We start from the raw sequence: 26,542 nt of genomic DNA on the forward strand, positions 1-26,542 counted from the left end.
AGGGGACAAATCTGTTATTTTCAGACTTGTCCCAATCAGTGATCCGAGCGGGATTCGAACCCCCGACCCACAGCTTAGAAGGCTGTTGCTCTATCCAGCTGAGCTACCGGACCATCCTTTTGAATCAGGCTGCAAAAATAACGCAATTCTCAGAATAAAAAAAATATCTGAATCGCTAATTTATATATCTTCTCAGGATTTGGGCTGCGTGGGCTTATTGTCCCTTAAAATTCATTGCACCTATCTCATTGAAGTTGGTTAAATGATCCTCAAAAGTTTTCGCCAACTTTTGAAGGTCAATTCATTTTCCTGTATGTCAAAGTATTCATATTATAAAATTCCCTGACTCATCATCGCTTTGGCAACTTTCATAAAACCGGCGATATTGGCGCCTTTTACATAATTGATATAACCATCACTTTCGGTACCGTACTTCACGCAATTCTCGTGGATATTACCCATAATCCATTTCAGTTTCTCATCTACTTCTTCTGCAGACCAACTGTAACGTTCTGAATTTTGGGTCATTTCCAATCCGGAAACCGATACTCCTCCCGCATTGGCGGCTTTGCCGGGAGCGTATAATATCTTACTGCGCTGAAACACTGCGATAGCTTCGGGGGTGCTAGGCATATTGGCACCTTCGGAGACGGCGAGAACACCGTTCCTCACAAGTGTTTCGGCATCTGCCTGGTCGATCTCGTTCTGTGTGGCCGAAGGAAGGGCAATATCTCCTTTTTCACACCATGGACGTGCTCCGGGAACATATTTACAACCATACTCCTCAGCGTATTCACGAATACGCCCACGGTAGAGATTCTTTAATTCCATCACAAATTCAAGCTTCTCCTTAGTGATACCATCGGAATCATAAATATAACCGTCGGAATCGGATAGGGTGACAGGAATAGCACCTAACTCCAGTAATTTTTCGCAGGTATACTGCGCCACGTTACCCGCGCCGGAAACAAGGCATTTCTTTCCTTTGATATCAATATTTTTGGTTTTCAACATCTCCAACAGGAAATAAACATTCCCATAACCGGTGGCTTCGGGACGGATAAGCGATCCTCCGAACTCCCGCCCCTTACCGGTAAAAGTGCCGGTGAACTCCTCTGCCAGCTTCTTGTATTTACCGAACATATAACCCACTTCACGCCCCCCCACACCGATATCGCCGGCCGGCACATCGGTATTGGGTCCGATTACCTTCCACAAGCCTTCCACAAAAGCCTGGCAGAAACGCATCACCTCGCCATCTGATTTGCCGCGTGGTGAAAAATCGGAACCTCCCTTGGCTCCGCCCATCGGCAAGGTAGTGAGTGCGTTTTTAAATGTCTGTTCAAAAGCAAGGAACTTCAGGATGGAAGGCGATACCGAAGCATGAAAGCGAATCCCACCCTTATACGGACCAATCGCATTGTTATGCTGCACCCGGTAACCCATGTTAGTCTGTACGTTACCCTTATCATCTACCCATGTAACCCGGAAGGTATGGATTTTGTCGGGAATGACCAACCGCTCGATCAGGTTTGCTTTTTCAAATTCGGGATGTTCATTATAAACATCCTCAATGGACTCAACAACTTCTTCTACAGCCTGATGATATTCCGGCTCATTGGGAAAACGCCTTTTTAGAAGACCTAAAACTTCTGAAGATTTCATCTGATTCAACTATTTATTTTTAATTTATTAGACCTTGTCTGCGCTCAACAGAAGTCAAAACAAGTTTTGTCTCTGTATCCACTTATCGAAAGAGTTCAAATGTATCCATATGGAACTCGCTTAAATCATGTCACGTTTACCTAATGATTTAGATGCTTGTTTCATGCGTCAATGTAATTTTTTACACTAAGGTTTGTATGGAAGGGAACTCCGATACACGGGAATAAAACGCAATCCTCACAATAATCACGAGTCCGGACCCTCATCTGTCAGAGTCCGGTTTTCTGAAAACCTCACAATTAAATATTGTTATCAAATAACCACTTTGAAATGCAAAGGTATAAATAAATTTCTAAAACAAAAATATTATACACTTTTTTATTAAAACTGTCACAAAAACAGCTATTTTTTTAGATTTCTGTAAACAGGAATAAAAACGATGGCTCCCGACATCAGAATAGAAATAATAGTAAATGTGGTAATTTGTGCATATAAAAGGATATAGGCTACCAATATAATCCAAAGGATAATGATACATGCAATCTGGGTGGTAGAAAGTTTTCTTCTTTCCATATTTCTTGAAAAATCTTTATAATATCACAAAGGTACGATCTCCTTCATTCCATGCAAAATAATCCTGTAAAATTTTAAGGATAGATCATCTATGTTTTTTCGATCATTTTGACTTATAATAATTGAATACAATATTAAAATGACACACATAAGCATAATTTCACATCATTGACACATAAGAACATGCATTAAGTTCCTTTTTTCTTTGAAATTTCAAAAAGATAATGCACTTTTGCACGCTTACAATTTGTTTTTTCATTATTTTCCATTTAAAATTAATCAACTATGTGTGGAATAGTCGGATATATAGGTAACAGGCAAGCTTACCCCATCTTAATAAAAGGACTCCACCGGCTGGAATACCGTGGATATGACAGTGCCGGAATTGCGTTGATCGACAATGAGCATCTCAAAGTGTACAAGGCGAAAGGGAAGGTAGAAGAGCTGGAACAATTTGCCCAACAAAAAGATATCACAGGAACAATCGGAATTGCACATACCCGTTGGGCAACTCACGGCGAACCGACGCATAATAACGCACACCCTCATTATTCGCAATCGGAAGAGATCGCCATTATTCATAATGGAATCATTGAAAACTATGCCGTGCTAAAAGAAGGGTTGACAAAAGAGGGGTACACATTCCAAAGTGAAACCGATACTGAAGTACTGGTACAATTGATAGAATATATGAAAAAAACCAACGGTACAGATCTACCGACTGCCGTACAATTGGCTTTGGGACAGGTCGTCGGAGCCTATGCCATTGCCGTTCTCGACAAACATAATCCCGATCTGATCGTCGCTGCCAGAAAAGGAAGTCCTCTAGTAGTAGGCATAGGGGAAGATGAATATTTTATCGGTTCAGACGCAACACCCATTATTGAATACACCAATAAGGTTACTTATATTGGCGAGGAAGAGATTGTTACTATTCTTCGGAATGAACCATTGAGGATCAGAACGATAACCAATATTGAGAAAACTCCGCAAATCCAGCAACTCGAGATGACATTGAGTCAGCTTGAGAAGGGAGGCTATCCTCATTTCATGTTGAAGGAGATATTCGAGCAACCTCACTCATTAAGTGATTGTATGCGAGGAAGAGTGAATGTGGACAAGGATAATATCACTCTGGCAGGTTTTATCGACAACAAGGAAAAATTTTTAAATGCCAAGCGAATCATTATCACTGCCTGCGGCACTTCCTGGCATGCCGCACAGATCGGTATGTATGCCATTGAAGAGTATGCTCGCATTCCGGTAGAAGTAGAATATTCATCGGAATTCCGTTACCGGAAGCCGGTCATACACAAAGATGACATTGTCATCGCCCTCTCCCAATCAGGTGAAACAGCTGATACACTGGCGGCGGTAGAGCTTGCCAAACAACACGGGGCGTTTATCTTCGGCATCTGTAACGTTGTCGGTTCTTCCATACCCAGGAATACACATTCTGGTTGTTACACTCATGTGGGACCTGAAATCGGCGTAGCCTCCACCAAGGCGTTTACGGCACAGGTCACGGTGCTGACCATGCTGGCCATCCTTATCGGAAAGGAGAATGGGACAATTTCACAGGATAAATATCTGGAGCTGATCAGGGAATTAAGCCTGATACCCGATAAGATAGATAAGGTATTAAAAAAGAACGACCAGATCGCGGAACTGGCAAAGACTTTCACCTATGCCAGCAACTGTATTTATCTGGGTAGGGGATATAATTTTCCGATTGCCCTGGAAGGTGCACTGAAACTGAAAGAAATCTCCTATATACATGCAGAAGGTTACCCTGCAGCAGAAATGAAGCATGGCCCGATAGCGCTTATCAGTAATGATATGCCTGTAATAGCTATTGCGACTCAATCGGAAACTTACGAAAAAGTATTGAGTAATATACAGGAAATAAAAGCCCGCAAAGGGAGGATCGTTTCGATAGTCACCGAGGGAGACAAAATAATAAAAAATATATCATCTCATACGGTTGAAGTCCCTGAGACAGTCCCCTGCCTGGCTCCCTTGCTTTCAGTGATTCCTCTCCAGCTACTGGCCTATCATATTGCAGTGGTGAAAGGATGTGATGTGGATCAGCCACGTAACTTGGCGAAATCGGTCACGGTTGAATAAGTATCAAGAAGTGAATTGCCTCCCCTGCTCGATATGGATTTGGTATATTGCTCTTTAAAATTACGGTGAGATTTCATCAGATTGCTCGATTGCAAAGTGATAATCTTCGATTCATTGACCAGATTCAGGAAGAGAATGCTGCTCCGGGTAGTCGATTCACCTGCCTTTACCCGTTTTATTTGACGCTTGGTCAGTTTTGGATTCAAGTCAAGAATTGCTTCCCTCATATTTACAATCAGACTGAACTGGCTATAATCATCCGATTTTTCCATCTTCTCATATACTATAAATGCTTCGGAGAGAATTTTATACATAACTTTCAAGTCATCGATTTGCTCTTCTGAGAATGCGGTATGATTGTTGTCGATGTAGCGGAAAGTCACCTCCGAAATTGCTTTCAACGATTTGGTAATCTCATAGGAATAATCTACCAGTTGGACATATTCCTGTTCGAGATCCAGCGCATTCATCTGTATACTTTCCAATGTGGGAACCACTTCATAATCCCGTTTATCCTTGAATTTTTCATAAAGGCCATAGGCTTCGCCCATCGCTTTTTTGACAACCTTCCTATCCTCTTCTTTCAGCCCTTTCACAATACTTCTATAGATAAAGAGTGTCTTGTCCAACATTAGGTGGACCTCATCATTACAGGAAGTGACTAATTGCTGTTCACTGGAAAGGATTTGTTGCTGTTGTTGCTCTTTGGACTTTAATTTAGTGTGTAATCTTCCGGATTTAAACAGGATAAAGATAACCAATAGTACCATCACTGCTACCGCGATCTTCCCTCCCCACATCAGGAACAACCCTACAAGCATAGATGCGGTAAATGCCACCAGTGCCGTCAGGAGCCAACCGGCTACCACGGTAAGCACTCCATTGATACGATACACAGCGCTCTCACGTCCCCAGGCTCGGTCGGCCAGCGAACTACCCATCGCCACCATAAAAGTCACATAAGTGGTAGACAAGGGCAATTTCAATGAGGTTCCGAGTGAGATCAGCAAGGCGGCAATGGTAAGGTTGACGGATGCCCGTATCAAGTCGAACGAAGCGCTATTTTCCAATTTTACCGGTTCAAATTGCCTGTCAATAAATTCTTTTACCGATACCGGCATTATCTTGTCGATAGATTTGCTGAGATTGAGGCTGCTCCTTACCATACTACGGGAGAGAGGTGATGAGGAAAATCGCTCTACTCCATCCCCTTTGCGAGCTAAATTCACTTCCGTTTCGGTGACGGAGCGGGATTTTTTGGAAAACCAAAGCGCCAGTACCATAATTACACCTGCACCCAACAACCACCAGATACTGGCGACCACAGGTTCCGATAAACGCCCCATATGGAGTTGGCTGATATCACCGCCCGTTGCAGCCACTTCCTGTGCTATATTGAATGAATCGTAGCCGGCCATGAACACACCGATAAAATTCACCAGGTCATTCCCTGCAAAGGCCATCGCCAGTGCGGCTGTTCCGGTCAATACGATCACCTTTAATATCTTTACCCGGAAAAGATGTTGCAATATACCCATGAACAACGTCCAGCCGACAAAAGTATACAGAAGAGCCGTCGCCATGTTGTATTCCAGATAGTGAAGCATATCAGTACTCACTAGCACACTGCCTTTCAATCCTTTGAAAATGGCAAAATAAGTGATAGCCGTAAGAGCAATCCCCCCCCAAACAGCCCCCAGATATTTAAATACCTTATTATAGTTAAAAGAGAATATCAAACGGGATATATACATGATAATGCTACCAGCAAGAAAAGCAATAGCAATGGAAATAAATATACCACCTATAATAGCCAGTGCTTTTCCACTATTAATAAATTCCCCGATATGCTCGCCCGACCCGGAAGTCCCAACGGAAAAAAGTGCTATCGCCACAGCAGCGCCTAATAGTTCAAATACCAGGGAAACAGTAGTGGAAGTAGGTAATCCAAATGTATTAAAAAGGTCAAGGAGAATGATATCCGTCAGCATCACCGCCAGGAACAACATCATAATGGCCGGGAATGTGAATTTCTCCGGGTAAAATACCCCGCTCCTTGCAATCTCCATCATACCGCTTGAGAACATTGTTCCGATAATGACACCCACAGAGGCTACAGTAAGAATAACCCAAAGAGGAGCTACTTTTGATCCAATACTGGAATTAAGAAAGTTTACTGCATCGTTTGCGACTCCTACAACAAGATCTAATGCTGCAAGGCCTAAAAGGATAATTACAATAATAAGGTAAATAGGATCCATCTTATGCTAAAAAAATTCCGCACAAAGGTCTCCTATAAATGTTACAAAATGGTTACATTTTGGTTACAATATTGTTAAGATTTGAAAAACAAAAATAACCTTGTACTGTTCACCGGAATATTCATTAGAAATCTTATCTTTGTTGCTTCATGGGTATACAAAATTGAATGTTTGTATACGAATATTATTATTTGGTTGTTATCATTCTGTCCGGATTAACGGCTGGTACGTTCCATATTCATGTCCGAATATTATCATATGACTACTATCACTCTGATGAAATGTCCGGTTTGCGGCGCCGGCAATTTGAAAAAAATTTTTGATGCAGCAGATCATTTTTCAAGCGGAGAGATGTTCCCTATATATGATTGCGATCATTGCGGATTTCGATTCACCAATCATTTTCCTTCCGAAGATACCATTGGCAGATATTACGACTCACCCAACTATATTTCCCACTCCGATTCCAACGAAGGGTTAGTCAACCGGCTATACCACCATTTCCGGAAACGGATGCTAAGAAAGAAAGTCAGCCTGGTAGCGAGCTACGTCCCTGAAAAGGATAGCCCTATTCGGTTGCTGGATATAGGCTGCGGCACAGGCTATTTCCTACAGGCAGCAAAGGAGCGGGGATGGATTGTTTCGGGTATTGAAAAAGATGAAAAAGCACGGGAGAATGCAGCCATCCGTTCCGGGCTGCCAGTACATGATGAAAATAACCTGTGGGAAATAAAAAATTCATCTTACAATGTTGTTACTCTATGGCACGTATTGGAACATCTGGAAAAACTAAATGAAACTATCCAAAAAATAAAGGAAATCATTACGCCGGAAGGAATTGTAGTACTCGCGCTCCCTAACTGCCGATCCTATGATGCAAGGTTTTACAAAAAATGGTGGGCGGCATATGATATTCCACGACATCTCTGGCATTTCTCCCCTGGTCCCTTGGAAAAATTGCTCGACAAACATGGTCTGAAAGTCATACAGAAAGTATGTATGCCATTGGATGCATTTTATATCTCCCTACTGAGTGAAAAATACAAGGGAAGCAACTTCTTTATACGCTACGGCAGGGCATTTGGAATAGGTACGATAGGTTTTTTATGCTCGCTCGGCAACATTGAGCAATCGAGTTCTATCATCTATATTGCAAAAATAAAGGAAAATAAATCAAAACCCGATAATGGGAACTTATGATGAGAGTGAATTATGACGAATGACAAAGAAAAACTTGTTCTTACTGACGGAAAGTATTATTTTTGAAACGGACAACATTTATCCGGCTAATTGTTCCATCCAAAACCATTTATAAAGAGATTATCATGGGAAAAAGAAAGAAACCAATTCAATTTGCTGACAAGCGTCTCTTCTATTCTATTCAGGAAGTAGCCGACCACTTTGCAGTCAATATATCACTCTTACGTTTCTGGGAAAAGGAATTCGAGAATATCAATCCTAAAAAAACTGCCGGCGGTACCCGCCAATATACTCGTGAAGATATACAACAACTGGAAATCGTATATCATCTGGTAAAAGAAAAAGGAATGACGTTGGAAGGAGCCCGGCATACACTGAAATCTAAAAAAGATGAGGAGGAGAAACGGGTAGAACTACTTTCCAGGCTTACAGAAATCAAAAAAGAATTACTTTCGCTGGAGACAGAATTCGACCAGCTCCATGAAAAACAAAAATACTCTAAAATAAAAACGGAATAATCAATGTGAGTAACAAGACTAATATGCCAATATGAAAAAATATCTATTCCTCGCGATTTTACTTTTTTCAGCCTCCATTCTAGCTCAAAATGAAAAACCTTTAAAGGTAGGAGCAGAGCGGATCGATCTTTATTTTTCCCTGCTAAAAGGGAAACGAATTGCCGTAATGACCAACCAGACAGGAATGGCAGGGGATGAACACTTGGTGGATATGCTGGTCAAACACCGGTTCAATATTGTAGGGATCTTCTCTCCTGAACACGGATTTCGTGGCACCGCCGATGCAGGGGAACATATAGCCAGTTCAATTGATAAAAAAACAGGCATCCCCATCTGGTCGCTGTATGACAGTGGGAACGGTAAACCATCACCAGACAATATGAAACAATTCGATGTACTGCTGTTCGACCTGCAGGATGTGGGGCTCCGTTTCTATACTTATTATGCCAGCATGGCTCGCCTGATGGATGCCTGCGCGGAGCATGATAAAAAGATGATCGTGCTGGATCGCCCCAATCCAAACGGATTTTATGTAGATGGTCCCATCCTTGACATGCAATATAAATCGGGTGTAGGATGGTTACCTATTCCCGTAGTGCATGGCATGACTTTGGGGGAACTGGCATTGATGATTAATGGTGAGATGTGGCTTCCCGGAGGCAGGATATGCGATATAACAGTGGTGCCGTGTGAGAATTATACCCATCAGACCCTTTACGAATTACCTATCGCTCCTTCTCCCAATCTACCCAATATCCATTCTATCTACCTCTATCCTTCCACATGCCTTTTTGAAGGTACGGTGATGAGCCTGGGGCGGGGCACTTCATTCCCTTTTGAAGTATATGGCCATCCACAATACAAAGGATCCGGTTTTTCATTCACCCCACGGAGTATCCCCGGCGCCAAGAATCCGCCGTTGCTCAACAAAAGATGCTATGGGGTAGACCTGCGGGAGATTCCCAATGAACTGATATGGGAAAAACAATTCGACCTTTCTTATGTAATCGACGCATATAATAACCTGAATATGGGGGAGAAATTCTTCACCTCTTTCTTCGAAAAACTGGTAGGGGTAGACTACATCCGTAAAGATATCATCGCCGGAAAAACGACTGAAGAGATCAGAAAAAAATGGGCTCTTGATGTGGAAGTATTCAAACAGCAGCGAAAACCTTATCTCCTATACGAAGAGTGAAGTGAAATACTTTTTGTATTTTTGCACTTCATTTAGATATAAATTATGGAGATTGCAAGCAAATATAACCCTGCAGAGGTAGAGGAGAAATGGTACAGGTACTGGATGGAGAACAAATTGTTCCATTCCGAACCGGATGAACGTGACCCTTTTACCGTTGTCATTCCACCGCCCAATGTGACCGGCGTATTGCACATGGGACACATGCTCAACAACACTATACAGGATGTGCTGGTCCGAAGGGCTCGGATGCAGGGCAAGAATGCCTGCTGGGTGCCCGGTACCGACCATGCCTCCATCGCTACCGAAGCAAAGGTGGTGAACAGGCTGGCCGCACAGGGTATCAAAAAAAATGACCTCAATAGGGACGAATTCCTAAAACATGCATGGGACTGGACACACGAGCACGGAGGAATCATCCTCGAACAACTAAAAAAACTGGGTGCATCATGTGACTGGGACAGGACTGCTTTCACCATGGATGAAACTCGCTCAGAGAGCGTATTGAAAGTGTTTTGTGATTTGCATGACAAAGGATTGATTTACCGCGGAGTGCGTATGGTCAACTGGGATCCGAAAGCCCTCACCGCCCTTTCCGACGAAGAGGTGATCCATAAGGAAGTGACCGGAAAACTCTATTATCTCAGATATGAAATCGAAGGGGACCCCGACGGGGATTATGCCGTGGTTGCCACCACCCGCCCGGAAACGATTATGGGTGATACAGCCATATGCATCCATCCCGAAGATCCCAAAAACAGCCATCTGAAAGGGAAAAAAGTGATCGTCCCGTTAGTCGGACGTGCCATTCCCGTAATTGAGGATAAATATGTGGATATCGAATTCGGTACCGGCTGTCTGAAAGTGACGCCGGCACACGATGTGAACGACTATATGCTGGGTGAGAAATACAACCTGCCTTCTATCGACATCTTCAATCAGGACGGCACACTCAATGAAAATGGCGACCGATACGTAGGATTGGATCGCTTCGAAGTGCGCAAGCAGATTGAAAAAGATCTGGAAGCAGCCGGACTGTTGGAAAAAGTGGAACCTTACACCAACAAGGTGGGCTTTTCGGAACGTACCGATGCCATCATCGAACCCAAACTCTCGATGCAATGGTTCCTGAAGATGGATGATCTCGCACGTCCTGCACTCGAAGCGGTAGAAGATGGCACCATCCACTTTTATCCCGAAAAATATAAGAATACTTACCGCCACTGGATGGAGAACATCAAGGACTGGTGCATCAGTCGCCAGTTGTGGTGGGGACACCGGATACCGGCCTATTTCCTGCCGCAAGGGGGATATGTGGTAGCGATGACCCGTGAAGAAGCCCTCAAAAAAGCGTTGGCCAAAGTGGACTACCCGCTGACGATCGACGAGCTGAAACAGGATGAGGATGTACTCGACACCTGGTTCTCCTCGTGGTTGTGGCCAATCTCGGTATTCGATGGTATCAACCATCCTGATAACAAAGAGATCAACTACTACTACCCCACAAGTGACCTGGTAACTGCCCCCGAGATTATTTTTTTCTGGGTAGCACGCATGATCATGGCGGGATATGAATACCGAAAAGAGCCCTGCTTCCGGAATGTATATTTCACGGGGATCGTACGCGATAAACTGGGACGAAAGATGTCCAAATCGCTCGGCAACTCACCCGACCCCATCGAACTGATGGAGAAATACGGCGCCGACGGAGTGCGTATGGGGATGTTACTCACCTCACCGGCAGGGAACGACTTGCCTTTCGATGAGTCGATGTGTGAACAGGGACGTAATTTCAACAACAAGATATGGAATGCTTTCCGACTTATCAAAGGATGGGAAATCGATGAAAACATTCCCCAACCGGAGACGGCGAAGGTTGCCGCGGAGTGGTTCCAAAGCAAACTCTCCGAAACCATTATCGAGCTAGACGACCTCTTCTCAAAATACCGTCTCTCCGAAGCGTTGATGCTGCTCTATAAACTCTTTTGGGATGAGTTCTCGGCCTGGTACCTCGAAATGATCAAACCCGCCTATCAACAACCTATCGATACGGAAACATACAAGGTAACACTGCAATATTTCGATGCATTGATGCGCTTGTTGCATCCCTTTATGCCGTTTATTACAGAAGAGCTGTGGCAGGCTCTATATGACAGGGAAGCAGGCGAAAGCATCATGACCTCTCTTCAACCAAAGCAAACTGTGACAGACAACACTCTACTGGCGGATTTCGAAACATTGAAAGAGGTTGTTGCCGGCATACGCACCATCCGTCTGGAAAAAAATATCCCTAACAAGGATGAATTGGAACTACAAGCAATTGGCCCGCACAATCATCAATATGACTGTGTGATTGCCAAGGTGTGTCACCTCGCATCCATCACATCGGTTTTGGAAAAGCAGCCCGGGGCGGTCGGCTTCCTGATCGGAACTACAGAATACAGCATTCCCCTGGCAGAAAAAATAGATGTAGAGGCTGAGCTTCAAAAGTTGAAAGCCGAACTCACCTATACCGAAGGATTTTTACAGTCGGTCATGAAGAAACTAAGCAACGAACGGTTTGTACAGAATGCCAAACCGGAAATCGTGGAAGGAGAGCGCAAAAAACAAGCCGACGCTGAAAGCAAAATCACCCTATTGAAAGAGAACATCGCGGCGTTATCTTCCGGAAAATAGCAAAAAGTGTATCTATCAATCAAAGATCACTTTTGATTAGACATAGAAAAACATGGTCAATTGGATACCTTATATTGCCGATAAAATTTCTGAGGAAATCATCTCTGCCAGACCTGTTTCCGGTGGAGATATCTCCTCAGCATATCATATCGACACAGCAAAGAGAGAATATTTCTTGAAAACAAACCATGCCTCTTTTGCTTTGAAAATGTTCCTTGCAGAACAAGAAGGACTCCAGGCAATTAAAGAAACCAAAACCATTGCCGTACCCCATGTGCATTTTGTGGACTCCTTTGAAGGTCAATCCTTCCTATTGATGGATTATGTGAAAAGCAAACGGCCCGATAACTCCGACTATCAACGCCTCGGAAGTCAATTGGCCCGATTGCATCAATATTCACACGCTGATTTCGGGTTTCCCACTGATAATTTTATCGGCAGCCTGCCCCAACAAAATAATCCTCATGTCAACTGGCCGGAATTCTATTGGTTTGAACGTATTCTTCCCCAGCTTCAAATGGCACTTAAAGATGGATTAATACAGAAAAACATGATGCCGGAAGAAAGGAAAGCCATATCCCTGTTTCAAGAAATATCCGGCGATATAAACCCATCATTGCTGCATGGAGACCTTTGGGGCGGCAACTACCTGATCGCAACAGACGGCACACCTTACCTGATCGATCCGGCGGTTTATTGGGGCCATTCAATGGTAGATATCGCCCTGTCCCGTCTCTTCGGTGGCTTTGGCCCCGGCTTCTACGAAGCCTATCACGAGATCATCCCACAATCACCTCAATACAATATACAGATCGAACTATACCAGCTCTATTACCTGCTGGTGCATCTCAACCTCTTTGGCAGCAGTTGCTATCCTTCCGTCGCCTCCATCCTGAAAAGGTATTTTTGAGATAACTTTCAATTAATCTGTTCACGGGAGAAAAAGCTATCTCTGCAAGAAAAAAAGATGACAACTGAAGAATTCTGGGAAAAATATCATGAATAATTACTCCGACCAACTGATATTTATATAAATACCTGTTGCTTTTTTCGATAATTTTTCGATAATTCGTTATCTCCATGTCACCATATAGACTAATGCTAAACCATTATAAATCAATATAAAAATAATAGCAACCAATGAATGAATAATTTCCAAAAAACCACAAATATGAGAACAACAGACGAAATAGCAAGAATAATCAACAACCATACTCAAGCAATCATAGACAATATTTCATACGAAAGTATTGAAGTTTACAATTTTCTAAGAAAGGAGTATGAGAAAAAAAATATAACTGATAATTATTTATTTCAGTTTGTCTACAGAAGCTTTTATCGACTTGATAATGCGGGACTACCAGCGGAATTCAAAACCGAATACTTCAATCTTTTAGAAAGATATAGCAAACCTGACCATTTTTTTGATTTTCATACAATACTGAAGAAACTCAATGACATTGAAAATTATAAAAAGCAACGTACTATTCAATTTTCTTTTGTTTCCAAGATGCAAAATACCATCCATAGCAACAAACCAATTTATGATAGTAAAGTGGCTAAGGTGTTTGCATTCAGCCGAGCAAAACCAGTTCTAAGCTTTGATGAAAAAGTAGATTTTTACAAAAAACAATTACAAGAAATTGAAGATACTTATAAATTACTCATTAAGAATAATAGCATCCAAAAAGTAATAACACTCTTTGACGAAAAATTTCAAGGAAACAATTTAGGAACAACTAAAAAACTAGACTTTATTTTTTGGTCAGCGGGTAAATTAGATTGGGAGGAAAATAGTATTGGATTTCAGTGATTTTGATCTAATCAGTTTGATAAGCACTCAACCATCAGGAACATGAGGTATAAAACATATTAAAAATATAATTATGGATAAAAACATTCAATTGCGTCACCAATTAAGGAAATTATCGGAAAAGCAGGTAATATTAAATCAAGAAGGTGGGCCTGAAAATAATGGAGACTTATTCGAGGAAATATTAGAAATTCAAGAAAGAATATTGGAAAATTTCGGACTACCCACCAACCATCCCGTTTATGAAAATTATCTCTATTTCAAAAATCCTCCAACAGATCATGAAATATTTAATTGAATGAAACTGTTACACAAAGTGGCTGTTGACTATTTAATGAATAACGTAACAACAGAAATTCAACTCTTAAAAGATGCGCAAGAATCGCAAAGAAATACCTTCCATGTTTTAGCTGAATTATCATTACCGACTCATGTTTACATGATCTTTGTATATGAAGAGATTCTATTAAAAAGAAGAGATATGCTTGAAAACATTCTACAAGAATTTAGATTTGCGAACCAACCAGACATTTTAAATAGACTTGGGAGATTAGAGGAAGAAGAACTGAACGATAAAAATGCAACTGTTCAAATTTTTGAAGATATAGGCTTGAATTATGTTCGACAATTTGTCTTCTTTATTAAAAACCAAACCAGCAAAAGCATATCTATCTAACAAAATTTGAAACAATATTGTATCTTCGCTGTGCCAAGGGTAAACCAGATGTAAACAGGATTTAAAGACCGAAATTTCCGCAAATTTGTAACCATATTTATTGCCCGTCGGTTTCCGGGACACTCTCCTTTCCATTGAAGGTGTAGGGTATGCCGAAGATGTCGAAGACGAGCCTCTAGGCGGAGGTAGTCGTGGTGTGGACATCCTTATATTCCTCCAGTCCTTCACGAGCCGTTTTGGCCGAGGTGGAGAGCAATACCCAATAGTAGTTGTCGCTGTTGATAAACTCCTGTATCGCTTCGTCGTTATAGATAACCTTACGTCCCCGCTCTGTCGTCTCCTTGATGATAAAGTATTTGTCATACAGGGATTTGTGAGATTCTACCGGCTTTTCCCCGTCCAGCTCGTCCTTCAATCCCCTGAGCTTCTGCATGAAGGAGGCGATCACCTTGTCCTTCCTGGCCGGAGCGAAGTATATATGATGCCATCTCCGACTATGATCGGTTTTCCTGTAAACGGTTTTCCCGTAAATGAGGCTGCCGTTTTCCTCCAGGAGATGGTCCGGCCGCATCAGGGAATCCCGGTGTTCAGCGATCAGCTCCTTTTGCCAGGCTATATGGGAGGGAACCAGTATGGTGAACTTGTAACCTCCCGAGGAGAGTATCCCGAGGTTGTGCTCGCTGTAGAAGCCCCGGTCGTCAACGAACTTCGGGATATCCATCCTTTTCATCGTCGACAGGACGTGGTTCAGCACCACCTTGTCGGACATGCTTCCCGGAAGTATTTGATACCATAAGGGAAGTCCACTCCCGCAAGAGGTCAGCAATGCAAGATTGATCTGTTCGAGATTGTTTTACCCGTTCCTTTTGCCCCAATAAGCCCTATCAGCCGGTTTTCTCAAGGAATTACCCCGTACAGGTAGTGAACAAATCCGCAATCTGTAACTTGCATAATTGTTATGATTTTGATATTTCAAACCTGCATAAAGACAACGCATTTTTTTGAATATGTAAAATTATTCACCTTTTTACAGTAGCATTATACAATATACAATTTACAAAGCGCCTCCAATATCCCTATCTTTTGAGTTATATAACATTGGAGCAGGGCAGATATTGGCAGATTGATTATTCAACTGTAAACCGTATTGATACCGAGACACCATTTTCATCGACAACGGTGAGGATATATTCTCCCGGATCGGGAGAGAGTTCCATCTGGTGGATATTAGATGTCTCTCCCAGATAATCTGCGCCGAGATGCCAGAAAACACGTGTGGAAGGGTTACGGTGCGCCAGTTCGAAAACAGCTTTGCCACGTGAACCGTCCATTTGCTTGGTTATCCGGAGTATTGCTCCCGGATAGGGATAGATAAACTGCATCACCGCATCGGAGAGGTTCCCGGAAGCGCATTCGGGTGAATAAGGAGGGAGGGAACGATAACCGGGATGTCGCTGTTTGTAATACCATTCCCAGGAGGGAGGTAATCGGAACCATGAAACAGTACGGATTCCACGGTCCCCCGCGCATTGTTCGTATACCCTGTATTGACCGTCATCCGACAGATGAACCCAACTGTGATAACTGCAAACAGAGCCCTGCAAACCCCGTGCGGGCACAAGCAATGTATCGATAGAAGTTTCGGGGCAGTACAGTCCTTTCAGTTGGCCGCTTTCACGACAAATGGCCGCTTCGACAAGCTCTCCGTAGGGCGTACCAAACCATCCCGTCGCAGGCAGGATGTTGAACAGGTCGAACATCACCTCGGCAGACGTCCGTGCGCCTGTGAGGCCCGGACGGCCTTCGCCGCTCGCGTTTCCGGTCCACACGGCAACCAGGTATTTGGGTGTCACTCCCACTGCCCATGCATCCCTAAATCCATAACTGGTACCTGTTTTCCATGCGACTCTCCTGACAGAAGGTACAAAGTCGCGGTTCAACTCTTCCGGCCGGTTCACATTGGTCAATGCCTGTAAGGTAAGCCATGCGGCTCCTGCATTGAACAGAGGCGATTCATCCGGTCTACGTTCTCCGGATGGATGTTCATCACACACCAAATTGAAACTCTCCCACGCATAATACTTCCCATCCCGGTTATAATCCATCACAGTATGTGCCATTCGCGCATAAGCGTTGGCGATATCCCATAGCGTTCCTTCGGTGCCGCCGAGGATCAGGGAAAGACCATAATGATCGGCAGGCCGGTTGAGGGTGGTCATCCCGGCTTTTTTCAAAAAGTCATAGAATTTCGGCACCCCATATTTCCGTAGTGAAACCACTGATGGCACATTCAACGAACGGGCTAGCGCCTCATCGGCATGCACTGCCCCATCGTATCCAAGGCTGAAATTCTTGGGGGCAAAACCGTTGATATTAATGGGGACATCGGGAAGTAATTCCGAGGGAAGCAACACGCCTTCCTGCAACATGGCACAATAGAGAAAGGGTTTTAAAATACTACCCGTACTCCGGGGTGACCGGATAATATCGACCTGACTACCATAAGCATTGGTACCAAAACCTGCATTTCCGTTGTAAGAGAGTACTTCATTCGTCTCCAGATTGACGATCAATGCCGCAAGGTTGAAAATACCATTTTGCGAGAATTCCTTATTCCAGTGATTCAGCACCTCTTCGGTACGCACCTGCAAATGTTTATCGATCGTGGATTGAATATGGTTGCCCGGGCGCTGTAGATAGGCTTGAGTTACCAGATGGGGCGCAATCTGTGGCAGAGGATGCGGATGGTTGGGTAACGGCTCCAATAAAGCCAACTCATAGTCTGTTTGGTCAATGATATTGTTATCGTATAATTGCCTCAAAAGACGGTCGCGTTTCTTCAACAACCCGTCCCGGTCACGGCCGAAGTGCATCATCGAAGGCGAATTGGGTAATACGGCCAACACTGCCGCCTCCGCCCAGGAAAGCGATCCGGCACTATGCCCGAAATAACGCCACGAAGCAGCATCTATACCCACCACATTTCCACCCATCGGTGCATGGGAAGCATAGAGGACCAGGATATCATTTTTAGAACGTGATAATTCGAGCCTTGTAGCGAGGATAACTTCGATAAACTTTTCGAAATAGGTACGTTTGTTCCGACGCATCAACCGTACAGTCTGCATGGTGATGGTGCTTCCGCCACTCACGATTCGGCCAGCCTTTATATTCTGTGCCATCGCCCTACCCAGCGACAGCGGATTGACTCCCGGATGATACCGGAAATGCCTGTCCTCAAACTGGACAAGGCATATCTTATATTTCTCCGGGATACTGTCGGCCGGAGGAAATCGCCATTGCCCATCGGCAGCAATACGCGCACCCAACAGCTCCCCGTTCCGGTCCGATACCAGCGTACTATAAGGCGAGTTGAACAACGTACGGGGCAGGGAGAAAAGATACCAGACCAGCAGGAAAGCAAGGAGCACTAAAAAGATCTTTTTCCATCGGCTTAATGCGTGAAACCATCTCCTCATCATTCCACGACTTTCACCCACATTCCCCGGTTCCTCGCCTCTTCCTGCGGCGCATACATCGCCTGGCATGATACCGCCGGGAGGTAGTAATTACCCCGGTAAGCAGCCTGCAGGCGCACCCGGAATGTTTTGATTTGTCCGGCACCCAGGTTGAAATAAGTCAGTACCCGGTCGTCCCGGATATCCCGGTAATTGTAACCAGCGCCGGCAGAGGAAGCATCCGCTTCGAGTACCCGATCATTGAAAATTTCCCATCCGGAGGGGAATACCTGTGTCAAGGCGAGATCGGTGAATGCCTCCTCCACCCCATTCTGCACAGTGACCACCGCCGTGAACTCCGTTCCCTGCCGGAGCGATTCCACATTCACCGGATTGGCGTTCAAATCGACATACCGCACCGACAATCTGAATTTCCCTTGTACCGGTTCGTATTCCGAATCGACCTGCGGTTGTGTCCGCCCGGAAAGACGGGCATAGAGTTTGCCATTCCCCTTATTGGTCAGGTTGACCGCAAGGTTGGCATCCGGCTTCACATCTACCTGGTAGATCGCCTTGGGTGTATTTACCCCCTCCATCTTTTTACCGTTCAGTGTCCAGTCGATATCGATATTACCCGTACCCATCTTCTCGGCGAGTTTTGCCATGGCTATCAACCCAAAAGCCGCGGTTTGCGTGGAGATATAACCCGACGACAATGATTCTGCCACGGATGGAGCCAACGACATCGCTTTCTCCACATTGTCGAGTAGCAGGTAAGTTTCCAGTATCATTGCCCTATCCCGTTCCGATGTCCCGTAAGTGTCGTTATTAAAGCCATACGGTTCAACCTCATCCGCCACATTGAAAACAAGCGAATTAGCCACCTCTTTCCTGCCGGCCAACGCATAAGCCGCGGCCAACCGCCAGCGTGCCTGCAGCGACAAATTAGGAAGTTCCCGCATACGGTTCATGGCTCCCAGCTCGGTATTTCCGCTAAGGGCCAGCGTATATAGACGATAAGCCTGTTGTAATTCTATCATCGACACGGCGTAATAAGTAGGATTGGGATTGGTAGGCAACCAGTTCTGTGCGAGCCTTCTCTGGAACTGGATCCATCGCGACAGCACGCTTTCAGGTACTTCATACCCTTTGTTTCTCGCCTCAAGGAGGAAATGCCCCGCATAGGTGGTCACCCATTCCGACGCGTAATGATCGCCATACCAGTATACAAAACCGCCATCCGCCGTCTGCCGTGACGCAAGCATCCGGATCACCTCATCCACTTTGGCGGTCATCCGTTCCTTTTCGTCTTCCTTCAACACGGTAAATTCTTCCACATAGAGTATAGGGAATGCCTGTGAAGTGATTTGTTCCGAACATCCATGCGGATACTCCAGGAGGTAATTCATATTTTGACTGAAATTCACACCCGGCAAACGCGAGAGCTCGAGGGTAGCCCAGTCATCCGGTTGTACGCCATCGGTTTGGATCGTAAATATAGCAGATGCCCCCGGTTCAACAAGTTGAGCCTGGGTGAGCACCACAGGCGGGTTCGGATTACGGATATCGATATCAATGGTCTCGGTGAATGAAGCACCATTGCCGGATGTGGTTATCGTCACCTGCTCGGCTCCTGTTTTTTTGGCGGATATCAATTTAAAGAAGACGGTTTTATCTCCCGGCTTATCAAACGAGACGGTTTTAGACTTTCCGTCGGCAGGTGTCAACAGTCCCTTCGTCTGGATGGACACCTGCACGTTCTTCACGCTATTTTCCATCGCGAACACATTCACCGGCAACCATACCTCTTCTCCCGGACCCAATATGCGGGGAAGCGTGGAGAGTGTCATCAGTTCGTTTTTCACAGCCACGGTTTTCTCGGCGTTGCCGTAGGCGCCATCTCCTCCCGCTACTACCATCACCCGCACCGATCCGACATATTGCGGCAGTTTGATCGTATGTGTTTTTGTCTCACCGCCCTTCAAAGCAAACGGCCCGATAAACTTCACCACCGGCTTGAAACGGTTCACATTGTCTCGGGACGGTCTTAGCGCCTCATCACCGCCGATGCTCAGCAACGATCCCATAAGGCCGGTGTTGGCCCCCAGCACACGGTCGAACAAGTCCCAGGTACGCACACCGAGTGCTTCACGGGCATAGAACTCGCTCCACGCATTGGGTGTCTTGAATGCGGTCAGGTCGAGCAATCCTTCATCCACAATAGCGAGGGTATACGTCATCGGTTTCTTTGATTTTTCCGATACCGACACCGTGAATTCTTTTTCAGGATGGAGGGTATCCGGCATCCGGATTACCGGCTCAAGGATACTCTTCTTATTCTCCACACCCACATTCACCACGCCATACATCCGGATGGGCAAGTCGTTCACCGTCTGCGCGTGCGGTTGCAGCATGGTCGCAAACACGTAGAAGTTGGGTGCCATCTTATCGGCCACCTCTATCACATATTTGGTATCACCTTCGGCGGAAGTCTTCACCCATTCACGATGGAGGATTCCCGATCCGTTTTCGATACTGACCAGCACACGTCCGTCCGAACTCTTCGGTATGATGACCGTTGCTTTCTCACCCACCTCATAGGTTGGCTTATCGGTAGAGAACGCCAGCATGGTCAACCCTTCCGGATCGGTCTTGGCCGAACGACCCCGCCAGTAAGGCCAATCCACATAAAAAATCGTTCCGGTAGCATGCTTGCCCGATTTATCTTTCACCAGCAGCAGGTAACGTCCCCAATCGGGATAATCCACCTGAAAATCGACTTTCCCCTTGCCGTTGGAGAGCGTCACATCCCCTTTTGCCACTACGTTGGCGGCGGTATTATTCACATACGAACCCAGGTCTTCACCGGTACTGTTCCACCACCAACTCCAGTTGAGCTTGTAGACAGTATATTCCACATTTCCCGAAACCGGTTTACCGTAAGCATCTACCGTGACCACGTCGAAGTGAACCGGGCTGTCGGTCTCATGGAACTCGCCGGGACGCAATGCCGGTGCTTTCACCCCCACATAAGTCTTATAGGGCGAATAAAATACCGTCTGGGCATAAAAACTCATATCGCCCCCGGCCTCATATACCCGTGAAAGGATATTCCCGCGCAGCATGCCCGGTGCATTCTCGGCCACAGGGACTTTGGCATTCACACCTGCCACGCCGGAAGCATTCAACACCCCTTCAAATATTTTTGTCTTGCTTGACTCGAACTTCACTACCGGATTATTGAATGAATAGCCGGTATATCCCTTGAAAGGATTATCCGAAGCATAAAGTGTCAGGTCCACATCCGCTTTCAGGTTAGAAGCCGGTGCTCCGTGCAACCACTGTGAAGCGAGGGTACCGGAAATTACACCGCTCGTCGCATCGATAATGGAGTCTGTATCCATACGGACCCTTAAGCGATTGGGTTTAATAGTCTCTATACGAAGGGACTTATAGAAAGTGGTACCTCCCACTTTGATTTGCCCCTGCCATACACCGGTCTCCACAGCGGGATCTGTCGGAACAATAAAAGTATAGAAGCCATTCAAGCCATCGCTCTTCACGTGTCTTTGATAGAATTGACCTCGCGGTGTATAGACTTCGAGGGTGACAGGATGTCCTGCAGGCAATTTCTTCTCTCTGTCTTCAAGGATAAAAGATACATAAAGCGAATCCCCGGGGCGCCAGACACCCCGCTCGGCATAGACATACCCTTTCAATCCTTTTTGCATTTCCTTCCCGCTTACATCGAACCGGCTAAGTGATAACGATGCCTGGTCAGATACTTCCAGATAGCCGGTATCATCACCTTTGGAGGCAGTCACCACAAACGGTTTTCCTTTCTTATAGTCGATTTCAGCGAAACCACTCTCATCGGTCTTACCCGATCCCATTACCTGCATCTGGAAATTATATACGGTCACTTCAGCTCCGGACATAGGCTGAGTAGTGAGAATATCGGTCACCACCACCGTCATGGTATGGTCTTGTCCCGCTTTGGCAATAATACCCACATTGGAGGTCATCACCATGGTCTGCACCCTACGTTCATAATTCATGTAATAAGTGGGCTTACAAGGATCATCCCGCTCTTCCCATTTATAATTGCTCCAATCCATCGGCTCATAGTAATAGGGAGATGTTTCATCCCACACAGCCTCCTCCTCTTCAGAGATTTCGTTATCGGAAAACCGGTTCATATTCACATCATCAGGAATCTGCGGCCTCATTCCCTCGCAGGCATAGAGCGAATACTCCGGCTGCATCGAGAGCTGTACCATGTAAAGTGCTCCCGGATCTTTTTCCATCATATCGGAGAGATCGATGGAAAAGTTATTCCATTTTGAGAGATCCAGTTTCTTATCGCCGTCAAGGCGAATCCGTTTCTTCATTACCAGGCGGCCAAACCGGCGTAACTCACTGCCGGATTGGTTATTGTTCAAGGATGAACTTTGCAGGTAATACAGCAGATTATTACGATACACTTTCACGACCTTCACATCCACTGCCCAAAGATTTACAGCGCTGAAGGGTAGCAACAGATGGTCCGCATCGGGAAGGATATTTCCGCTCTTTTCAAATTTTATCAGCGGTTTATCATCTTCTACCTGCAGTTGGTAAAGATAGGTCTTATCTAGCATCAATCCGGAGTTATTCTGAATCCCTTGATAGATTTGCAGGTCGATTTGCCCTTTTGGAAAAGTTTCGGGATATATCTTGATCACATTTTTATCGATCCGATAAGTGAAATTATTCACCCCGGAGGGAACGATCAATCCCGTCATATCCTGTGTTTGTGAAACCGGATCACTGAAAGTCAGCCGGATATGGGGGGATGGCGCCTGTACCATCCGTACATCCGTCACTACAAAATGATCTTTTGAAAACGCAGGAATATCAATGGTATATTCCAGTTTCTTTTTCGAATCGATCGCTTTCCCGTCAATGGTTAATATATATTGTCCGGACTTATCCATCCGTTTCAGACTGTCAATCTGCACCCTGAATGATGTGGCGCCGGCAGGTGTTATCCGGATTTTTGGTTGTGATTCCCCTTTTACATTGAACATTTTGCTTACATCATCCACCGAAACCGGATTAGATACATTCATTGTTACCTCTACCCCGTTCCATGTTAGGTTGGAGGAGTTCATCGGTGAAAACGGAAGCATATCGGCAGTAAAACTTTGTTCATTCACACGAACAGAGAAATCGAAATGCTTGAATTTCTCCTCCACCTTGAATACTTTTCCCAATTGAAATCTAACCCGGTATTCTTTTCCCGGCTTAAGTTCCCCTGCATCAGGCACAAAACGCACGGTATTCCCGTTCACCCAGAAAGTCTGACCTTTCAATGAAGGAGAAAATGAGAATAAATTCTCTTTTACCTCCGCATTCAGTTCCACGGCAGGGATTTCCTGTACCAGTTCAATCTGGATAAATGCATCGGTTGACACATTTCCATAGGTAAATGCAGAGATATACCGGGCAAATTCAGGATCAATCTCTTTCGATTTTTTTGTATTGCAACCAATCGATAATAATAAAATAGCCATGAATAAGGCTGAAAGAAGACGGACAAGTATTCGTTTCATATGATTATTTGATTTACTGATGTGCTGATGTGCTGATGTGCTGCTTTATTAGTTATTTAAGTGACTATTTAAATTCCAGATAAGGTTCAAGGCGGAAGATATCTTCCGGTGTAAACTCATCAAGAATAGATAGTTCGCGTATGGAAGAAATATCTCCCTTTTTACGGCGAAGTCCCATAATAGCTTGCACCTGTTTATAATTTAGGTATGGATGACGTAATAATTCCTTAAAATCCGACCGGTTAACCTGCAACCTGCGGATATCGCCATCCGGCTCAATATAAACAATGATACCGGAGAAAAGTTCCTGATCGATACCATATACCTCCAATAGTTGTTCGGCTTGCACAAAGCCTCCCAGAAGTTCCCTATACTTCACGATACGGGAAGCATAGGCACTACCGATACCGGGAATTTTTTTCCATTCGGCTGTATCACCCTTATTCAAAGATATGGTTTCTCCCGCAGATAATTTTTCTGTCGTCGGGTAAATTGTACGGGACGAGGATTTATCTATATTCCGGGACATATATTGTTGTGATAAGGACCTATCATTCTGATCATATACACCTTCATCAGAACTACCCTTTCCGGATAATTGTCCTGTATCACTCCCATACTCCTCCTTAACATTTCCGTTTGAAGATGGCCCCCCTACCGTCAGCGACCGTTTGAATTCCTCAAATTCCCGCACCAGAGAGTCGTTCTGTTGCAGTACAATATCTGAAGAGTTACGATAACTGAGGAGTATGTTCAAGATAAGGGTCAACACAATCAAGATGAGCAACAGGATTACCGCCGTCTTCGAATTTCTTTGGAAATATAGAAAATCCTTCCAATACATATCTTTGGACTTTTAGAGTCAAGAACCAAGAGTCAGGATTTAGTAAGTGAAAATAAAGTAACTACTTGTCCACCTAACCTCCTAAGCCTTTAATTGCCTTCCCGAACCTTAAAGATAGAAAATATATTGTTTTCTTTTCGATAAATAGCCATAAATTGTATCTTTGATAATTCTTTGTCCGCTATAGGTCTTATTAATGATTTCTCGCAAGGTATGGTATTGAATTACATTTGGATTGCATTTTTCCTAATCGCTTTCGTGGTGGCTTTAGTAAGACTCATCTTCTTTGGGGATGTGGATGTCTTTACCGAGATCATGAATTCCACTTATGCATCGGCTAAAACCGGCTTCGAGATATCACTCGGGTTAACGGGAGTACTATCCCTATGGCTCGGCGTGATGAAAATAGGTGAACGGGGCGGGATGGTGACGCTTTTTTCCAGAGCTGTCGCTCCTCTTTTTACCCGTCTCTTTCCCGATATACCCAAGAATCACCCGGCTTATGGTTCGATGTTAATGAATATATCTGCCAATATGCTGGGGCTTGACAATGCCGCCACCCCGTTCGGACTGAAGGCAATGCAGGAACTACAGGAGATCAATCCAAAGACAGGGGAAGCATCTAATCCCATGATCATGTTCCTAGTGCTGAATGCTTCTGGGCTGACCCTGATTCCCGTCACTATCATGGTATACCGGGCGCAGATGGGCGCCGCTAACCCTGCAGATGTCTTTATCCCCATCATGATTGCCACTTTTGCCGCCACCCTCGTGGGTATGATTGCCGTCTGTCTCAAACAGCACATCAATATTTTCAATAAGGCAATCATGGGCTTTTTATTGGCCATGGCGGGGATTATAGGAGGTACGATCGTACTCTTTCAATCCATGCCTCAGGAACAGATTAATATTGTTTCGGGGCTTGCCGCCAATATTTTTCTCTTCACCATCATCGTCCTTTTCATCGTGAAGGCACTACGACGTAAGATTAATATCTTCGATGCTTTTATCGACGGAGCAAAAGAAGGATTTAAAACTGCCGTGACCATTATCCCTTTCCTTATCGCCATACTGGTAGGCATTGGGGTGTTCCGCGCTTCCGGTGCCATGGACTTTCTGATGGAAGGGTTGCGCGACCTGGTAGCAATGACAGGCTTCGATACTCGGTGGGTGGACGGTATGCCTACAGCCCTCATGAAACCGCTGAGCGGAAGTGGCGCACGCGGAATGATGATCGACGCCATGCAGACTTTTGGCGCCGATTCGTTTGCCGGGCGATTATCGGCCGTCTTTCAGGGAGCCACCGATACTACTTTCTATATTGTAGCTGTTTACTACGGAGCGGTGAACATAAAAAATTCACGCTATACCGTTCCCTATGCACTTTTGGCCGATTTAGCAGGTATTATTGCTGCTATTTTCGTGACCTATCTCTTTTTCGGATAAAAAATAAAGGATTCTCCAAGCTAATAAATGTTAATAAAATGGCAGTCACTTTCAATGCTGAAAATATCGATTTTCCTAAGATTAAAAAAAGGGAAACAGCCGACTGGATAAAATCCGTCGCAAAAAATTATGGAAAACAAACCGGTGATATCTCCTATCTTTTTTGTACCGATGACAAAATTTTAGAGGTCAACCGGCAATACCTGCAACATGATTTTTATACCGATATCATCACCTTCGATTATTCCGAAGGAGATTGCATCTCAGGGGATATTTTTATCAGCCTCGATACGGTGCTGTCCAATTCAATTCAATATGACACCGATTTCATCGAAGAGCTGCACCGTGTTATAATCCATGGCGTTCTCCACCTGTGTGGCATCAACGATAAGTCGGAAGCCGAAAGCAAACAGATGAAAGAGGCAGAGGAAAAAGCCCTAAGTTCACGAAAGGGAAGCAGAATTTAATTGTACATTTCCACCGGATAGAATAG

At 44.7% G+C, this 26,542-nt stretch carries 18 protein-coding genes and 1 tRNA gene; 11 read left to right on the top strand and 8 right to left on the bottom strand.

Features of this window, described 5'->3' with window-relative positions; genetic code table 11:
• Positions 1–39: 39 nt before the first annotated feature.
• The 3 genes from B4G81_RS01195 to B4G81_RS01205 all read right to left on the bottom strand — a co-directional run bounded on the left by B4G81_RS01195 (position 40) and on the right by B4G81_RS01205 (position 2,238).
• A tRNA-Arg gene (locus B4G81_RS01195) sits at positions 40–113 on the bottom strand.
• A 217-nt stretch (positions 114–330) separates the two neighbouring features.
• Complete coding sequence (locus tag B4G81_RS01200; protein WP_294079233.1) at positions 331–1,665, bottom strand: NADP-specific glutamate dehydrogenase; 1,335 nt, start codon at positions 1,663–1,665, stop codon at positions 331–333.
• Positions 1,666–2,067: 402 nt separating this feature from the next.
• Positions 2,068–2,238 (bottom strand): hypothetical protein, encoded by a 171-nt coding sequence (locus tag B4G81_RS01205; RefSeq protein ID WP_294079235.1) that lies wholly within the window; start codon positions 2,236–2,238, stop codon positions 2,068–2,070.
• Between the two features lie 285 nt (positions 2,239–2,523).
• On the opposite strand from B4G81_RS01205, the gene glmS reads away from it, so the two are divergent.
• Positions 2,524–4,365 carry a glutamine--fructose-6-phosphate transaminase (isomerizing) gene (gene glmS, locus B4G81_RS01210; protein WP_294079237.1) on the top strand — a complete coding sequence of 614 codons (1,842 nt, stop codon included), beginning with the start codon at positions 2,524–2,526 and terminating at the stop codon, positions 4,363–4,365.
• Here glmS and B4G81_RS01215 read toward each other — a convergent pair.
• On the bottom strand, positions 4,326–6,626 hold the full coding sequence (locus B4G81_RS01215) for an inorganic phosphate transporter (protein WP_294079239.1): 2,301 nt from the start codon (positions 6,624–6,626) through the stop codon (positions 4,326–4,328). The genes glmS and B4G81_RS01215 overlap by 40 nt on opposite strands.
• A gap of 258 nt (positions 6,627–6,884) precedes the next feature.
• On the opposite strand from B4G81_RS01215, the gene B4G81_RS01220 reads away from it, so the two are divergent.
• The 8 genes from B4G81_RS01220 to B4G81_RS01255 all read left to right on the top strand — a co-directional run bounded on the left by B4G81_RS01220 (position 6,885) and on the right by B4G81_RS01255 (position 14,707).
• Positions 6,885–7,826, top strand: a complete 942-nt coding sequence (locus B4G81_RS01220; RefSeq protein WP_294079241.1) for a class I SAM-dependent methyltransferase — start codon at positions 6,885–6,887, stop codon at positions 7,824–7,826.
• 125 nt (positions 7,827–7,951) lie between these two features.
• Positions 7,952–8,344, top strand: coding sequence for a MerR family transcriptional regulator (locus B4G81_RS01225; protein WP_294079243.1), 393 nt, complete (start codon positions 7,952–7,954; stop codon positions 8,342–8,344).
• A gap of 31 nt (positions 8,345–8,375) precedes the next feature.
• Positions 8,376–9,542, top strand: coding sequence for an exo-beta-N-acetylmuramidase NamZ family protein (locus B4G81_RS01230; protein WP_294079245.1), 1,167 nt, complete (start codon positions 8,376–8,378; stop codon positions 9,540–9,542).
• 45 nt (positions 9,543–9,587) lie between these two features.
• The gene (locus tag B4G81_RS01235) at positions 9,588–12,218 is read left to right on the top strand and encodes a valine--tRNA ligase (protein ID WP_294079248.1); all 2,631 of its coding nucleotides are present in this window, start codon (positions 9,588–9,590) and stop codon (positions 12,216–12,218) included.
• A 52-nt stretch (positions 12,219–12,270) separates the two neighbouring features.
• Positions 12,271–13,128, top strand: a complete 858-nt coding sequence (locus tag B4G81_RS01240) for a fructosamine kinase family protein (protein ID WP_294079250.1) — start codon at positions 12,271–12,273, stop codon at positions 13,126–13,128.
• 261 nt (positions 13,129–13,389) lie between these two features.
• A complete protein-coding gene (locus B4G81_RS01245) occupies positions 13,390–14,031 on the top strand; it encodes a hypothetical protein (protein ID WP_294079253.1) in 642 nt (213 codons plus the stop codon).
• A gap of 73 nt (positions 14,032–14,104) precedes the next feature.
• On the top strand, positions 14,105–14,329 hold the full coding sequence (locus B4G81_RS01250; protein WP_294079255.1) for a hypothetical protein: 225 nt from the start codon (positions 14,105–14,107) through the stop codon (positions 14,327–14,329).
• The gene (locus tag B4G81_RS01255; RefSeq protein WP_294079257.1) at positions 14,330–14,707 is read left to right on the top strand and encodes a hypothetical protein; all 378 of its coding nucleotides are present in this window, start codon (positions 14,330–14,332) and stop codon (positions 14,705–14,707) included.
• A 175-nt stretch (positions 14,708–14,882) separates the two neighbouring features.
• Here the strand turns inward: B4G81_RS01255 and B4G81_RS01260 are convergent, their stop codons facing one another.
• The 4 genes from B4G81_RS01260 to B4G81_RS01275 form a co-directional block, all read right to left on the bottom strand.
• On the bottom strand, positions 14,883–15,545 hold the full coding sequence (locus B4G81_RS01260; RefSeq protein WP_422662140.1) for a hypothetical protein: 663 nt from the start codon (positions 15,543–15,545) through the stop codon (positions 14,883–14,885).
• Positions 15,546–15,834: 289 nt separating this feature from the next.
• Positions 15,835–18,189: a penicillin-binding protein 1C gene (gene pbpC / locus B4G81_RS01265; protein ID WP_414703144.1), complete on the bottom strand. Its 2,355-nt coding sequence runs from the start codon at positions 18,187–18,189 to the stop codon at positions 15,835–15,837.
• The gene (locus tag B4G81_RS01270; RefSeq protein WP_294079264.1) at positions 18,186–23,759 is read right to left on the bottom strand and encodes an alpha-2-macroglobulin family protein; all 5,574 of its coding nucleotides are present in this window, start codon (positions 23,757–23,759) and stop codon (positions 18,186–18,188) included. Before B4G81_RS01270 ends, pbpC begins: the two co-directional genes overlap by 4 nt.
• Positions 23,760–23,823: 64 nt before the next feature.
• Positions 23,824–24,603, bottom strand: a complete 780-nt coding sequence (locus B4G81_RS01275) for a helix-hairpin-helix domain-containing protein (protein ID WP_294079266.1) — start codon at positions 24,601–24,603, stop codon at positions 23,824–23,826.
• Positions 24,604–24,816: 213 nt separating this feature from the next.
• On the opposite strand from B4G81_RS01275, the gene B4G81_RS01280 reads away from it, so the two are divergent.
• Positions 24,817–26,049: a nucleoside recognition domain-containing protein gene (locus B4G81_RS01280; protein ID WP_294079268.1), complete on the top strand. Its 1,233-nt coding sequence runs from the start codon at positions 24,817–24,819 to the stop codon at positions 26,047–26,049.
• 38 nt (positions 26,050–26,087) lie between these two features.
• Positions 26,088–26,516, top strand: coding sequence for an rRNA maturation RNase YbeY (gene ybeY / locus B4G81_RS01285; RefSeq protein ID WP_294079270.1), 429 nt, complete (start codon positions 26,088–26,090; stop codon positions 26,514–26,516).
• Positions 26,517–26,542: the final 26 nt, after the last annotated feature.

The sequence above is a fragment of the Proteiniphilum sp. UBA5384 genome, assembly GCF_002410825.1.
In the GTDB taxonomy this organism is placed as follows: domain Bacteria; phylum Bacteroidota; class Bacteroidia; order Bacteroidales; family Dysgonomonadaceae; genus Proteiniphilum.